Consider the following 14,969-nt stretch of genomic DNA (forward strand, 5'->3'; position numbering starts at 1 on the left):
AGTCACCTTATTAGTATTTTATGGGAGAGTAGTATGGTTATAAAGAGCGTATTGATTTTTCTTATTATATGTTTAGTATTTTACATAGTAAGGATTAAGTTGGAAATTAAAAATATATCAAAACAGATAAGAGAGTGGAATGGGGAAAATATTAACATAAAAACTAATTATATAAATAATGAAATAGAGGAACTTGTAAAAGATATAAATGGTATTTATGATGAGAATCAAAAGGTTAGAGCAGAAAATAAAAGAATGGATGAGGAGCTTAGAAGAAGTATATCAAATATGTCACATGATTTAAGAACACCTCTAACCTCTATTAGTGGATATATACAACTTATAAAAAATGATAAAAGTAGTGAAGCGGAAAAAAGGAAGTATCTTGATATAGTAGATAAAAGAGCAAGAAGTTTACAAAGATTGATTACAAATTTCTATGATTTATCAAGGCTAAACAGTAATGATTATATATTTAACTTTAAGAATATCAATTTAAAGGATATTTTAGTTGAAAACATAGCTACATATTATGGTAGTTTTATAAGTAATCATATTGAACCTAGTATTGAAATTCAAGATAATACTTCAAATATAATTTCTGATGAGAATGCTGTCAATAGGGTATTTTCAAACCTTATTGGAAATATGATAAAGCATGGAGGAAAATTTATAAGTATTACTTTAAAAGAAGAGGAGAATTTTATAGTAACTGAATTCATAAACTCTGTTGATCATAGTGAAGAGATACAGGTTCATAAGATATTTGATAGATTTTATATAGGAGATAAATCAAGAACAAAAAATAATACAGGCTTAGGATTAGCTATAACAAAGACATTTGTTGAAAAACTTGGACATAACATAAGAGCTAAGTTGGATAATGATAAATTATATATTGAAATTATTTGGAAAAAAGTTTAACTTTTATAATAATTAAAAATCAGCATGTCTACAGACTAAAATTAGATGAAATTTAATATGAAGAAGCAAAACTATAAGGTAGCCCAATGGTGGACTACCTTATAGTTTTGCTGAAAATTAACAAGTTACTCTATATAATTTTTATATTATTCGTTAAAGTGAATTATATAAACGAGAAAATAATGAGATAAGAATTTAAAATCACTTTATTAATTATTTACTAAATCATTTGCTAAGGATTGATTAAAGTAATGAGGGGTAAATTCTATAATTTTATAATCTTGTATCCCATGAACTTTTAATGGTTCAATAGATAAGTAGTCCGCTATCTTTTCAATAGAATCTGCTATCATAACAAATAGTCCACCACTCATATTTGACTTAAGAGCAGACATTAATATTAATCCGTTATCCATTGCTTTTTGAGAATAAGCCATATGTTCTTTCATAATATCATCATTAATTAAATCTGGATTTTTTATTATCCCTTCAACCATAAAATATTTCATTTTTCTTCTCCTTCAACTATGTATTATAACTAAAGCTTTTAAATATATTTGATTTTATCTTTAGTTTAAATACTATCTTCTTTAATTTTATTATAGCATATTTTAAACTTATAGCTAAGATAACAAGATATATAGTTGGCTCTAATACTGCATCATAGAATGCTAAATTATTTGGTGATATGTTTGGATATATGAGGACACTCTTAATATATTAAGCATAATTTCTTTAATAGTAGGTATTTAACTATTTTGTTGTTACAGAATTAAAAAAGAATAAAATATTGTTAGTATATTCCTAAAATATAAATAATGTTTTAGTTTTTAATAAATTTCTTAAGTGGAATAGTATCTATAAATAAATTCAGTTATTAATATGATATAAGAGCTTATTGGATAAGAAGTAATATTTAATATATAATGGAAATATGAGGAAAGAGATGGTGCGTTTTGAATTGTATTTACTGTGGAAATAAATGTACGGAGGCTAGTAGAAAAGTATCTATAGATAATAACACTTTTTATACATGTTGTGATGAGTGTGAGAAAAGGTTTAATAAATACTATAATGATATGAATAAAAACAAAAATAAGTTTTTATTACTACTAATAATTAGCTGCATTATATCTATATTTGGTTGCTTTTTAAGTGGAGCATGGGGATTAGTCTTACCCTTTATATCATTTGGTTTGACAATAACAATATATCCATATACAACTTTTGGGTTTATAGAGTTAGCTGGAATAAGGAAGAGCATAAACATTGCAAGAACATTTGGAGTCATACTTATAATTATAGGAATCCTTATATATACTTTTTAAAAATAATATATTTTTGTATATATTATGTGGAAAGAACAGTGTGTAAGCAGCAGGTTACATAGAAAAAGAAAATATTAATTTACTAAGGAGAATTTTTTATGAGAAAAATTAAAGTAGATCAAGGTTTTGAGCTAATATATTTGAATTTAAGTCATAGAAGAAAGTTTATTAGGAATTTATGGGCGACACCTATATGTAGTATTTTGTTAGCATTTATGTGGTATATAGGTGACAATATTATTTTAAATACTACATTTACAATATTGATTGTCGCAGTATGTTCAATGGGATTAATTTATAATTATATTGAGTGGAAGAAAACAGAAAAAGAGTAGATTTCTACTCTTTTAAATTTAAAGTATACACATATCTATTTTTACTGCTATACCATCATTATGAACTGCATCAGTTATCGAGAAAATTTAACTTGTCCATTATTAGATATTGTACCTTTATCAATTAATCCATTACCACCATTTTTAATAGCATCATAATCCTTTATTATGAAATAATGGTTACTATCATTTGGATTAAAACCCTGTAGCCCAACTAATATACCGTTATCAAGCTTATTATTATCATTACATAAGAAACCATCACTATTATCAACTTCTTTAAATTTAACAGAATTAATAGAGCTATTTAGATTTATAGCTTTTATAGGAATAATGTATTTTGGAATTGATTGATTTAATGTTTCTTTCTTTAATATTAATGATACAAATTCTTTCTTTGATAAAGGTTGTTCTTTAGAAACTTGTTCATTAGTTTTATTTAATTTAGGTGACTCATTAGGTTGCTTTGGCTTAGTTCTCTCATTAGATTGATTTACTTGAGGTTGTTCATCAGATTGATTTGGTTTATCTGAATTATTAGATTCCTTTATCTGAGAAGTCTCATTGGAGTGTTTTAATTGAGTTAAATTATTATTTTGATTTGTTTGAGTTGACTTGTTAGTTTTTTCAATTTGACTTTGAGAAGTAGTTTTAAGTGTATTATTTTGTTTAGAATTAAATTCAACAATGAATGTTACAATTAAAATAGCTATGACTATAACACTAGCTAATAAATATTTCTTTCTCATTTAAAAGACCTTCCTTCATTTCTTTATAATACAAAGTGTTACATAATGGTTTATGAGTATTCATAGCATCATATTATCACAAATTTTATGCTAAATATCTACACTCATATATCGAAATTGAAAAAAGAATATACAATAAAAGTAAAAATAACAATTATATTCTATAAAAAATAGTTATACTATTATACTCAGAAGATGAATATCTTATTATTTATATATTTAATGGTCTATTATGCAAAAAAAAAGAATTTATATAAGTAGGATTCTTTTTGTTAAACTTTAAAGTATAAACTTGCCTATTCCTAAAGCCACACCATCATTATGCACTGTATCAGTTAATTCTTTAGCATAAATCTTTATATTATAAATGACATTTTCAATGGCAATTCCACAGAAAACAGTAGATATTAGTGTCCCATGGATATCAAAAATATTGATTTTTTCATAAGTCCAATTCCTTTTTATTAATGAAAAATATTCCTAATTATTCATTAAATCTCAAATTAACAAATATATTAATTATGTATACAATAAATATATTTAATAATAAGATAAATTAACCTATAGCTTAAATCAGTTGCTTTTAAAATTGTTAAGTAAAAAAATGTGTGATTTAGATCTTTAAAATTTGATTTAGTGCTCTTAAATAAAAGGCATAGTATAGAAAAAATATTTAATTTTGTACAAATATAAACAAAAAAAGGAGGGATAGAAAAGATAGTATTAATAAATTAATATGGTTATTTTAGGAAAGGTTTTCATAGGAGGGGGAAATGAAAAAAATAAATAAAAAAACAATAGTATTTTTTATGTTATTAGCATTAACAGTATCAAACATAAGTAGCACAACACGTACGGTATTTGCAGCAGATGGTAATGATGTGATTATTTATGCAGGCGATTATGGTGTTGATTCAACAGGGGAAAAGGATAATGCAAAGGCGTTAGTTAATGTATTTGAGGTAGTAAAAGAATTAGGTAAACAAGGAAAGAATGTTACTTTGAAATTTGATAATGGTATTTATCAGATTCATAAAGAGAATGCTCAAATTCGTGAAATTCATACTTCAAATACTGATAGTGTAAGATTTCCTAATAAATCAATAGGAATATTAATTGAAGGACAAAAAAACTTAACTATTGATGGGGGAGGAGCAAAGTTTATTATTAATGGTGATATGATGGCTCTTGCAGTTTTGCAGTCTGAAAATATAACGATTAAAAATCTAAGTATAGACTATCAGATACCTACAACATCAGAAATGACAGTACTTGATTATGATATGGACAACAAGACTGTTGACTACTTTATTCCAGAATATTTAAATTATGAAATTCAAGGTGCAAATATTTTGTGGAAATCAGAGCAAAAATCTGATGGTGAATATTACTGGCAAGAACGTAATGATCACAGAAATTATGGGATTTCAGTTAAATATCCTACAGAATTAATGGGACGTAGCTATTATTCACATCAGAATCCATTTACTAACGCTAAATCAATTGAAAAATTAGATAATTCAAGGGTACGAATTAAATATAATTCAAATCCAGCATTTGATTTAGTTAAGGGAATGAATTTTCAATTAGTATCTAATGCAGAGCGTCCTACAGCAGGTGCTTTTGTATGGGAGAGTAAGGATATAAATATTATTAATACAAAAATATCATATATGCATGGATTTGGATTTTTAGTACAGATGGCAGAAAACGTAACTTTTGATGGTGTCCGCATGGAGACGGATATAGAAACTGGACGTAATACATCAAGTTTTGCAGATGGAATACATGTTTCAGGTGCAAAAGGTAAGATTGAAATAAAAAATTCATTCTTTAATAACACACATGATGATCCAATAAATATTCATGGTACATTTACACGAGTAGAAGAGGTTATAGGTTCTCATAAGCTTAAACTTAAATATGTTCATGCTCAACAAGGTGGATTTAAACAGTATTATAAAGGTGACAAAGTTGTATTCTATACACGTGATACACTAGAGTCTCGTGATAATGAAAAAGAATATACAGTTAAAAGTGCTGAAGGACCAACAAGTGATAATTTAAAAGAGATGATTGTAGAATTTGAAGAAGAAGTACCATCATTCTTAACTGAGCGTATTGGAAATGAACCAAAATTTGTTGCTGAGAATGCCACATATACTCCTGAAATTTTAATTAAAAATAATGAATTCAAAAATGTATTTACTCGTATGATTCTTGCAACATCACGTAAAAAGGTTGTAATTGAAGATAACTATTTTGAGTCACCATCAATGCCAACAATGTTTTTCTCAAATGATTCAGATGAATGGTATGAATCTGGACCTATTCGTGATTTAGAAATTAGAAATAATACATTTAATATTAGAACACTAGGACGTACATGGTGGAAATATGCTCCTGGAATATATATACATCCAGTAACAAAAGGTGGAGGTCTGCCAGATGAATCAAATCCAATACACAAGAATATCTTAATTGAGGATAATACATTTTATTTAGAAAGTGACGGAGCTGTACGTGCTGAGAGTGTAGAAAATCTAACGTTTAGAAATAATAAAGTATTTAGATTAGATCCAGGTGTAGAGCTAAATATTGAAGGTAAGACAAAATTACAAGTTGGTAATCAAAGTAATTTAAAGCTAACTTATGATGGTAATGTAGTAGAAGGACCAAAGACATTACCAGGTGGACCAGAAGGAAATTCAGGAACTGTTGCAAATGTTTTAGAATTTAAAAATAGTAAGAATGTCATTTTAGAAAATAATTTTTATGATGATGGATTAAAACAAAATGTCTTATTAGAAGGAATGAGTAGTGATAATCTTAAAATGACAGATAACCTAAAGGTACTAACTCAACGTGAAAATACAAAACCTTCTGAGGTCGTGAGTGATGTTCAGTATGCATCTACAAATCCAGAGGTTGTAAGTGTTGATAAAAATGGAAAGATGACAGCTCATAAAGAAGGTAATGCTGAAGTATTTGCATATTATATATGGAACGATACAATTATCGAATCAAATAAACAAGAAATAAAAGTTTCAAAAGCATCAGATAAGCCAGTAGTAGATTTTGAATTTGAGTCAGATGTAATGAGTATAAATGATGAATCAGGTGTAGGCTTCAAAGTTAAAGGTGATATCAATGATGATGAAATTGAATATACAATTCATGATAAAGATATTATTCGATTTGATAATAATAAATTTTATGGTTTAAAATCAGGTTTAGCAAGAATTACAGCAAATTATAAAGGTGTAGAAAAGAACCTATTTATGGTTGTAAATAAAAATGATGATCAAAAAGTTTTAAATCCTATTATTAAAATTGAAGATAAAGATGCTAATAGTGTAATTAGTGAAGATAGTATTAAGATAACACGTCAAAGTGGAAATGATCTATGGGGAAATGATAATAGACTAAGTAATCTTGTAACTCTTAACTTAGATTCAGTTGATAAAAATAACTTCACAGGAATTGTAACAATTGATGGCCTACCAGAGCGATCTAGTTCAAATTGGGATTCAGCATATTTATTAATTATGAAGGAAAAAGCTGATGGTACAGTTGATCGTGATAATTATCTATCAATAGGAAAACGAGCTCATGCAGATGGAATTGGGACAGTTCATGAAGTAAATGCTAGGGGAACTGAATATTCAACTAATAATACAAGTGAAAATAGTGTTCGCAAAGCAACATTTGCAATAGAAAAACAAGGAACTTTAGTAAATTTATATTCCATAATAGATGGAGTTAAAAATAAAGTTCAAACAGTTGATATTAAAAGCTTTGGAGATAATTTAAAACTTGCTATTGCAGGATGGGGTAATGCTCAAGCAAATAAAGATTTAAAGATTACAGATATAAAAATAGGTAGTGGTACAGTTGATGAAGTCATGGGAACTAAAGCTTTGCCAGTTATGACATTAGATAAATCAGAATTTATAATTTCAAACTTAAACCATGAAGTTATTAATCATGAAGCTATAAATATGACATTTGATTCAAATTATGAAGGTAAGAATTTTGTGATTATAAATGGGAATGGTAACACACAACTTGTAGAAGGAACTAAGGTTATGTTATCACAAGATGGTGATTATAAGATATATGTTGTTTCACAATTACCAAGTGGTAAATTTTCAAATATACTTGATACAACAATTTCTCATAAAGCACAAGAACTTGAAGGGGTTTATGTGAATGGTAAGAAAGTTGTTGATGGAGATACAATTACTATTCCAGCAATGATTACAAAGCTTCATGTTATGGATTATGATAATAAAACTGAAGAAGTTGTTGATATTAAAGATAAAGACGTATTAAATGGAAGGTTTGGTAGTGTAAAACTTAATAAAATTAAATCAAATGCTACTGGCATTAAATCTATTAATGCAAAAGGATTTGGTGAAATTAATCTTGATGATAAAAATTCATTTATTAATACAGATAAAAAAGATAGCACTATAACATTTGATGTTGAATTAACTGAAGGAACAGATAAGCTTATTGTAAAAAATCATGATCATGGAATTGAGTATGAAGTAAACCAAGTAGGAAATAAAGCAACAGTTACTGCTCCAGTATATAATGGGGTAAATAGTATTGCTTTTGAAGCTATTGCTCATGATAGTATTACAAAGACAAAGCATACTGTACATGTAATGAGATATGCACCAATCGAAAAAGGTATTAAAGAAATAGTTTTAAATAATAATAGTGTAGACCTTGAATCAGATAAAATTGATTTAGAAAATAAGACAAATAAAGTTGTAATTGATGCTAAAGCTAATGATAAGAATGCAAATGTATCAGTTATGAAACGAAGTGGAGTTAAAGTAGAGGAGTTAAAAGGAACAAGTACAGTTGAAGTTGAAAATGGTGATGAGATTGTTATAAGAATTATCCATGAAAATGGCCGCTCACTTGAATTTAAAACATTTACAGTTGGAAATGCAAAAGAGCAAATAGATATCAGAGATTTAATTACATTAATTGAAAAGGCTGAAAATATAAATTTAGAAAACATTACAGACGAGACAAAAGAAATATTTATGTCAGTCCTTAAAGAGGTCAAAGAAGGCGTAGAAAATGGTATTGATTCAGAAGAAGAACGTGATGCAATGATTAAAAAACTTCAAGAAGCAATTAATCAACTTAAAGAAAAGCCAACAAATCCTAATGATCCAGATGAAGAGAAACCAACAGATCCAGAGAATCCAGATGGGGATAAGCCAACAGATCCAGAGAATCCAGATGGAGATAAGCCAACGGATCCAGAGAATCCAGATGAGGAGAAACCAGTAGATCCAGATAAGCCAGATGAGGATAAGCCAGATGAGGATAAGCCAGTAGATCCAGATAAGCCAGATGGAGATAAGCCAACAGATTCAGATAAATCAGATGAGGAGAAGCCTCAAAATCCAAGTAATAGTAATAAGCCTAATGAGAATAAAGATGATTTACCTAAAACAGGTATGAGTGATACGTTAGTACAGATAGGTGCTTTGATTACTTTGATTGGATTAATTTTTTTACATCGTAAGAAAGACAAGCTTAATAAAAAGTAAATAGCTTTTAAGATATTAAAAAAAGTAGAAATACATGAAAGGTATTTCTACTTTTTTATTAATAAAACTTTAAAGTATATACTTGTCTATTCCCACAGCTATACCATCATTATGCACTGTATCAGTTATCTCTTTAGCATAAATCTTTACATCATCATTAGCATTTCCCATAGCTATTCCACAACCAACAGTAGACAACATTTCAATATCATTCATGCCATCACCAAAGGCATAACTATTTTCTACTGGAATATCTAAATATTCTAATGCTTTTAAGATTCCAGTTGCCTTAGTATTATGCTTTGAATATAGCTCAAAAGTTCTTAAATTTACATCGTATGTATTAGTATAATCTTTATTGTTATTTACTATAGATAAGCAGTAATCCATAGCTCTATCATCTGGACATAACATTTCTATCTTATAAACATCTATATCATTAATATTATAATTTCTAGTTAGATATTTTTCAGCTATATCTATACTAGTATATAATGAATAAAATTCTTTAAATTCCTTCTTTATATATGAGTAAGTCTCACCTTGAAGAATATATTGAATGTGAAGTTCATCAAAGTTCTCAGTTAATTCCTTTACAAAACCCTTGTCCAATGGTTCTTTATAAATCATTTTATTATTAACAATTACTTGAGCACCATTTGTAAGAACAAATCCATCAAATCCAAAATTTAATAAGGACTCACTAAGAAATGCATATGGTCTACCAGTTGCTATAAATACATAATTTCCATCAGATTGTAATTTTCTAATTGCTTTCTTTACCTTAGGAGTGATATCAGTTAACCCATTTATACAATCTATTAGTGTTCCATCGATATCAAAAAATATTGCTTTTTTCATAATCCCAACCCCTTTGTTATTAATAATAAATAAAATGTTATATTTGTTATCGTTTATTACTATTTATTATCATTTTAAAGTAAATAATTATAAAAGTCAATTGAATTTATATTGTGGTTATATTATTATTAGTATAATGAGAATGAATAGGAATAGGTGGAGAATATTATGTTTATTGAAGAAAGACATAAATATATATTGGAAATGCTTGACCGTGACGGAAAAGTATTTGTTAAAGATTTAAGTAGAAAATTTGATGTAAGTGAAAGTATGATAAGAAAGGATCTTCAGGTATTAGAGAAGGAAAACCTTCTTAAACGTACTTATGGAGGTGCTATTAAGAGAGAACGTATTATAGTAAATGGTGAGAGCTTCTTAAAAAGAGTAGGAAAAGATACTGAGCTTAAAGAGATTATAGCAAGAAAAGCATCTGAAGAGATTGAAGATAAAGATACAATATTTTTAGATGCATCAAGTATTTCATATATTCTTGCAAAGATACTTATAAAGAGTGATAGAGAGATAACTTTAATTACTAATATGTTTGAGATATCATCTATAATTCCATTAAATTCAAAGATACATTTTATATTTATTGGAGGAGATTATAATGCACTTGTAGGTGGAAGTGTGGGCTCTTATGCTATTGATCAAATTAAACTTTATAGATGCAATAAAGCATTTATAGGATGTAGTGGCATAGATCTTAAGGATGGAAGTGTTAGTGTATCTGAATCAGAGGATGCTAGTACTAAAAAGGCAGTTATAATCATATCAAGGAATAGATATTTAATAGCACCAAATGAAAGATTTAATATGGATGGAGCATTTAACTTTTCTAATCTGAAAGATATTGATTGTATTATTACGGAGGAATTGCCAAATGAAAATGTTGTTGAGGGACTTAAAGAGTATGATGTAAAGCTACTTTAAAAATTTTCTATTTAAAGTATATTACAAATAACCCAATATGCAATAATATGTTAAAATATGGTAGTATGTATATGGAAGAAATGTAATGTGATCTAATTATTTTATAATTCACATTTATAAATTTAAATATAGGGAGCTGAATTAATGAAAGTATTCAGTATATATTTAAACTTGGTTTCTTTGATATAAATGATAAATAGAATATTTATGGGGGTTATGGGAGGTATATGGGGAAAAGTTTTTTTAGAATAAGTAAAAAGAAGGTATTTTATATAGTTAGTATTATAATAATTCTTATTGGATTATGTGTATTTAAATATAAAATGCCAGAGAATATAATAAAAAAATCCTTTGATTATATTAATAATAAAAATTTGGAAAAATTATTAGATTGCTATACAGATAGAAATAAGGATTCAGATTTCAGATTATATAATATAAAAAAGGTTTCTTTAAAGAAAGTAGAATTAATTAAAGATGAAGAAATGTATAATCAATATTTTTCAAGTGGCTTGGGAAGCATAAATAATATAAGTAGGAATAATATAAAGATTTTTAATGTGGATTATCATATAGAATATAATGATGAAAATATTGAGCCGCAAGATAGTGGTGATGATAGTAAATATTATAATTTAATAAAAGAAAATGGGAGCTGGAAGATAGATAGTATAGGAAATCAATAGTATATAGCAAATAAATATAAATATTAAGACAGTAAGAATACTGTCTTTTTTTTATTTTAAAAAGATGACTCATTTGTATTAGCTGAATATATATAAAATAAATTACAAAATAAAAAGTAAAAATATGGAAATAAATAAATTAAGGTGATATAATTATTTATAAGAATTAAGTTATTAAAATTTGATATTAGAATAATTCTAAATTTGATTATAGATATTAGTAATTTTAAGAATGAAATCGATTGTAATATTAGTAGGAGGCAGAGGGATGATTAATTATTTTATGGAAAATTGGAACAAATGTAAGTCAGATGATACAACGTATAAAATAGATGAATTAAAAAAAATATTAGAGGATGAGGAATCAAAAAGAGTATTAGAAGCTCGTATTAAGGTATATGAAACAGGTGATATATCTTTATTAAAGGATATTTCAACATATAATGATCAATATTTTGATAAAGATATAATTAAGTTATCAAATAATGAATTCTTTATTGATTTAGGAGCTTATACAGGAGATACCATAGAGAAATTTATTGAGGAAGTTAATGGAAGATATAAAAAGATTATTGCTTTTGAACCTGACCATGAAAATATGCTTTCTCTAAACAGTTATATATTAGAAAATGATATAAACAATGTAGTAACTTATAAATTAGCAAGTTGGAACAAAAAAGAGACTCTTAGATTTTATGAAGATGGATCTTTTATATCTCAAATTTATAGTAAAGGTAATTCAACAACTAATGCTAATAGTTTAGACAATGTATTATTTGATATTGCACCTGTAACATTTATTAAAATGGATGTGGAAGGGGCAGAGTGTCAAACTATTGAAGGGGCAGAAAAAATAATAAAAAAGTACAAGCCTAAATTAGCTATTTGCGTTTATCATAGAGCAAGAGATATATATGAAATTCCACTTCTTATAAAGAAGCTAGTACCTGAATATAAATTATATTTAAGACATTATTCTGAATCAATTTTAGATACTGTTTTATATGCAACATTGGAATAGAGTTTAATTAATAAAAGTATATTAATTAATTAATTAATACAGAAATTTTTAAGAGTGTATAGAATACTTTTTAAAATTTAGAACGTATCAGAGTATATCTAACTATAATAAAATTGTAAATCATTTCGTTTATAGATTATTTTATATGATTTATTAGCTAGTGCTGCAATTAAATATTAATTAGATATTTTTAAAAGGGAGGGTTAATATGAACTTCTTTATTATATTAAATCTAGTGGTAGGAGTTTTAGCTATATTTTTTGGATACAAAATAAAATTTAAGAAAAGGTCAAGCTTTATAAATGATTATAAAATCAAAAATATAATAGATGAGAAGTCTTATCTAAATTGGACTGGCTTAGTATTATTAGCTTTTGGGATTTTAATTAGTATAATAGCATTAGTTGCTTTTATTAGTAAATCGGTGTTAGTTGTAGCTATAATTAATCCTATATTAATAGTAGCTCTCATAATTCTATTGATATATGGTGATAAGAAATACAGCAAATAAAGACAGGGGAATAATTAAAATATTCACCTGTCTTTTATATTAAGTAAAAATGGTATTCAATGTATCTGTATAATTTAAATTAGTCAATGTAAGTACAAAATTAAAATTAATATTAAAAATATTATAAAAATTTACGTAAAAATATAAAATTTTATTTTAGTAAATTATAATTACTGCATATATAATAATTAGAAGCTTCAATCTAATTAGATTATAAAATATATGCCAAAAAAATTTTTGCTTTAAAGAGGACATAGGGTATTTTTATATTTAAAATACCTCTAGATAAGTGCGCCAAAAAGGAGACGATAAAAATTCCGATGGGGGGTCTGAATTTGACTACAGGAGGAGACGATCCAAAATCAGTACCAAAGAATACTAAAGATAAATACTAAAGAGAAATAAATAAAAAAATATATACAAAAAAGATTTGAGGAAAAAGTATTAGGATACAGAATGATAATGAGAAGTTTTCTATAAGATAAATAAACTATATCAATAAGGCATATCTAGTAATAGTATGGTATTAAAAGAATTTTTTTGGAGGTCAGAGATGCCACGAGATAATGGAAAAAGTATTATTGATGCTAAAGATGGAAATGTAACTGATAAATTTTCTTTAGATAAAGTAATACTTACAGGTATCAAGAAATTTAGCGATAGCGATTATATTGATGGGATAACTATAAATGTTAGTTTAAGAGGTAACGGAAATTCAATAATAAAAAACATTCCATATGCTGGATACAATTTAAGTCTATTTATTGGTGATTTCAATGGAGATGGCAAAGCAGAAGTTATGATAAGGGGTACTCTTGAGAAGGAAAAGGGATCATACTTATTTTCTGTATATACTTACAAAAATAATTCCTTAGAAGAGATTTACAATCATAATATGTTTAATGCAATGGCTAAATTTAATGCTAAATACTTAGATAATTATAGGGCGGAAATAACATCAGAAGATACAAAGGAAAAATATATTATTGATTTATCATTAAGACCTAAAGTGTACTTAAATCAGAGTTATGATGAGAGTGGAAAGGTTAAAGAAAATGCAAGTATAAGAGTAACAAATTTAAGAGATGTAGATCCAAAAGAATCTGACAATATAGAGGTATATAATTTGGTACTTGCTAAAGCTATACTTGGAGTAGATGATAAAGATTTACTTGGATTTATTGAAAGCAATGTTACATTAATAAATAATATTCCAAGAATTACAGAAACATGGATACTAATACCAGGATCAAAAGAAAGTATGATGCCAAGAGATGAAAAGGTGGATAAGGAAGAAATTCTTAATATACCACCTGATGCTATAAACATACCATTAAATGAAATTTCTAGTAGTAAAGTTATAAAGAGAGATTTTGATGGTGATGGAGAAGAAGAACTAGTAATTGCATATACTTTAAAGGGTAAGCCTTATGTTGGACTAAATAAAGAATATGATGATGGAATATATTTTATTGATGGATTTGAAGGAAAAGGATATAGCATTAAGGATTTAGATGTAGTTGAAGTTAATAGGGAAAATTATATATTAGTTGGCTGGAGAGATGGTAATACAGAAAGTAATATGGATATACTATCATTGAAAGGTGGAGAGATAAATAAAGCGTTTAGATATAATCTTCCACCTTATGAAAAGATGTTCTTAGAAGATATAAAAGGTGATGGCGGAAAAGAGTTAATCTTATGGACCAGAGATATTGATGAAGCTTATAATGTATCTATTTATGAGTTTTATAAAGATGGAATAAGGCAAACAAATAAATATGATGATATATACTTTGAAAAGGTAGCAGAATATTATGATGCTTTGCTAGATAAGGATGAAGATTCACCAATTTATTTATATCATTTAGCTATGGCACAGTATAGGACATATGATTATATTGGGGCAAATGATACAATAAGTAGAGCATCAAAATCAGAAACTAAATATCCATCAAGTAGTGAGTTTAATAAGCTAAAATCAAAGATAAAGAAGTCATTTAGAAAATAATTAGAAAATATTTAAAGCATTACTTAGATTA

General features: G+C 26.6%; 12 protein-coding genes. 9 read left to right on the plus strand and 3 right to left on the minus strand.

The genetic code is table 11. The annotated features are described in order from the left end of the window. Positions 1-33 precede the first annotated feature (33 nt). Positions 34-924, plus strand: a complete 891-nt coding sequence (locus ACQPUW_RS01550) for a sensor histidine kinase (RefSeq protein WP_430835736.1) — start codon at positions 34-36, stop codon at positions 922-924. A gap of 209 nt (positions 925-1,133) precedes the next feature. On the opposite strand, the gene ACQPUW_RS01555 is transcribed toward ACQPUW_RS01550, so the two are convergent. Further along, positions 1,134-1,433, minus strand: a complete 300-nt coding sequence (locus ACQPUW_RS01555) for a YciI family protein (protein WP_430835737.1) — start codon at positions 1,431-1,433, stop codon at positions 1,134-1,136. Between the two features lie 447 nt (positions 1,434-1,880). On the opposite strand from ACQPUW_RS01555, the gene ACQPUW_RS01560 reads away from it, so the two are divergent. Both ACQPUW_RS01560 and ACQPUW_RS01565 read left to right on the plus strand, forming a co-directional pair. Further along, positions 1,881-2,252, plus strand: a complete 372-nt coding sequence (locus ACQPUW_RS01560) for a hypothetical protein (protein ID WP_430835738.1) — start codon at positions 1,881-1,883, stop codon at positions 2,250-2,252. 98 nt (positions 2,253-2,350) lie between these two features. Further along, entirely contained in the window at positions 2,351-2,587 is a 237-nt protein-coding gene (locus ACQPUW_RS01565; protein WP_430835739.1) for a hypothetical protein, read from the plus strand. A 74-nt stretch (positions 2,588-2,661) separates the two neighbouring features. Here the strand turns inward: ACQPUW_RS01565 and ACQPUW_RS01570 are convergent, their stop codons facing one another. Beyond that, positions 2,662-3,336 (minus strand): hypothetical protein, encoded by a 675-nt coding sequence (locus ACQPUW_RS01570; RefSeq protein ID WP_430835740.1) that lies wholly within the window; start codon positions 3,334-3,336, stop codon positions 2,662-2,664. 773 nt (positions 3,337-4,109) lie between these two features. Between ACQPUW_RS01570 and ACQPUW_RS01575 the strand changes: the two genes are divergently transcribed. Next, positions 4,110-8,915: an Ig-like domain-containing protein gene (locus tag ACQPUW_RS01575; RefSeq protein WP_430835741.1), complete on the plus strand. Its 4,806-nt coding sequence runs from the start codon at positions 4,110-4,112 to the stop codon at positions 8,913-8,915. A 69-nt stretch (positions 8,916-8,984) separates the two neighbouring features. Here the strand turns inward: ACQPUW_RS01575 and ACQPUW_RS01580 are convergent, their stop codons facing one another. Next, the gene (locus ACQPUW_RS01580; protein ID WP_430835742.1) at positions 8,985-9,776 is read right to left on the minus strand and encodes an HAD family hydrolase; all 792 of its coding nucleotides are present in this window, start codon (positions 9,774-9,776) and stop codon (positions 8,985-8,987) included. Between the two features lie 168 nt (positions 9,777-9,944). On the opposite strand from ACQPUW_RS01580, the gene ACQPUW_RS01585 reads away from it, so the two are divergent. The 5 genes from ACQPUW_RS01585 (at position 9,945) to ACQPUW_RS01605 (ending at position 14,938) form a co-directional block, all read left to right on the plus strand. Then, complete coding sequence (locus tag ACQPUW_RS01585) at positions 9,945-10,709, plus strand: DeoR/GlpR family DNA-binding transcription regulator (RefSeq protein ID WP_430835743.1); 765 nt, start codon at positions 9,945-9,947, stop codon at positions 10,707-10,709. A 227-nt stretch (positions 10,710-10,936) separates the two neighbouring features. Further along, the gene (locus tag ACQPUW_RS01590; RefSeq protein ID WP_430835744.1) at positions 10,937-11,395 is read left to right on the plus strand and encodes a DUF4829 domain-containing protein; all 459 of its coding nucleotides are present in this window, start codon (positions 10,937-10,939) and stop codon (positions 11,393-11,395) included. A gap of 268 nt (positions 11,396-11,663) precedes the next feature. Further along, positions 11,664-12,416 carry an FkbM family methyltransferase gene (locus ACQPUW_RS01595; protein WP_430835745.1) on the plus strand — a complete coding sequence of 251 codons (753 nt, stop codon included), beginning with the start codon at positions 11,664-11,666 and terminating at the stop codon, positions 12,414-12,416. A 208-nt stretch (positions 12,417-12,624) separates the two neighbouring features. Then, positions 12,625-12,927, plus strand: coding sequence for a DUF3784 domain-containing protein (locus ACQPUW_RS01600; protein WP_430835746.1), 303 nt, complete (start codon positions 12,625-12,627; stop codon positions 12,925-12,927). Positions 12,928-13,480: 553 nt separating this feature from the next. Beyond that, the gene (locus ACQPUW_RS01605; RefSeq protein WP_430835747.1) at positions 13,481-14,938 is read left to right on the plus strand and encodes a hypothetical protein; all 1,458 of its coding nucleotides are present in this window, start codon (positions 13,481-13,483) and stop codon (positions 14,936-14,938) included. Positions 14,939-14,969 lie beyond the last annotated feature (31 nt).

It is taken from the genome of Clostridium sardiniense, from assembly GCF_050584765.1.
Classification (GTDB): domain Bacteria; phylum Bacillota; class Clostridia; order Clostridiales; family Clostridiaceae; genus Clostridium; species Clostridium sardiniense_A.

Excerpts from the sequence above, each read along its gene's own strand:
- ACQPUW_RS01595 (WP_430835745.1), top strand. The coding sequence starts at position 11,664 with ATGATTAATTATTTTATGGAAAATTGGAACAAATGTAAGTCAGATGAT.
- ACQPUW_RS01575 (WP_430835741.1), top strand. The coding sequence starts at position 4,110 with ATGAAAAAAATAAATAAAAAAACAATAGTATTTTTTATGTTATTAGCA.
- ACQPUW_RS01580 (WP_430835742.1), bottom strand. The coding sequence starts at position 9,776 with ATGAAAAAAGCAATATTTTTTGATATCGATGGAACACTAATAGATTGT.
- ACQPUW_RS01590 (WP_430835744.1), top strand. The coding sequence starts at position 10,937 with ATGGGGAAAAGTTTTTTTAGAATAAGTAAAAAGAAGGTATTTTATATA.
- ACQPUW_RS01570 (WP_430835740.1), bottom strand. The coding sequence starts at position 3,336 with ATGAGAAAGAAATATTTATTAGCTAGTGTTATAGTCATAGCTATTTTA.
- ACQPUW_RS01600 (WP_430835746.1), top strand. The coding sequence starts at position 12,625 with ATGAACTTCTTTATTATATTAAATCTAGTGGTAGGAGTTTTAGCTATA.
- ACQPUW_RS01565 (WP_430835739.1), top strand. The coding sequence starts at position 2,351 with ATGAGAAAAATTAAAGTAGATCAAGGTTTTGAGCTAATATATTTGAAT.
- ACQPUW_RS01555 (WP_430835737.1), bottom strand. The coding sequence starts at position 1,433 with ATGAAATATTTTATGGTTGAAGGGATAATAAAAAATCCAGATTTAATT.
- ACQPUW_RS01585 (WP_430835743.1), top strand. The coding sequence starts at position 9,945 with ATGTTTATTGAAGAAAGACATAAATATATATTGGAAATGCTTGACCGT.
- ACQPUW_RS01605 (WP_430835747.1), top strand. The coding sequence starts at position 13,481 with ATGCCACGAGATAATGGAAAAAGTATTATTGATGCTAAAGATGGAAAT.
- ACQPUW_RS01550 (WP_430835736.1), top strand. The coding sequence starts at position 34 with ATGGTTATAAAGAGCGTATTGATTTTTCTTATTATATGTTTAGTATTT.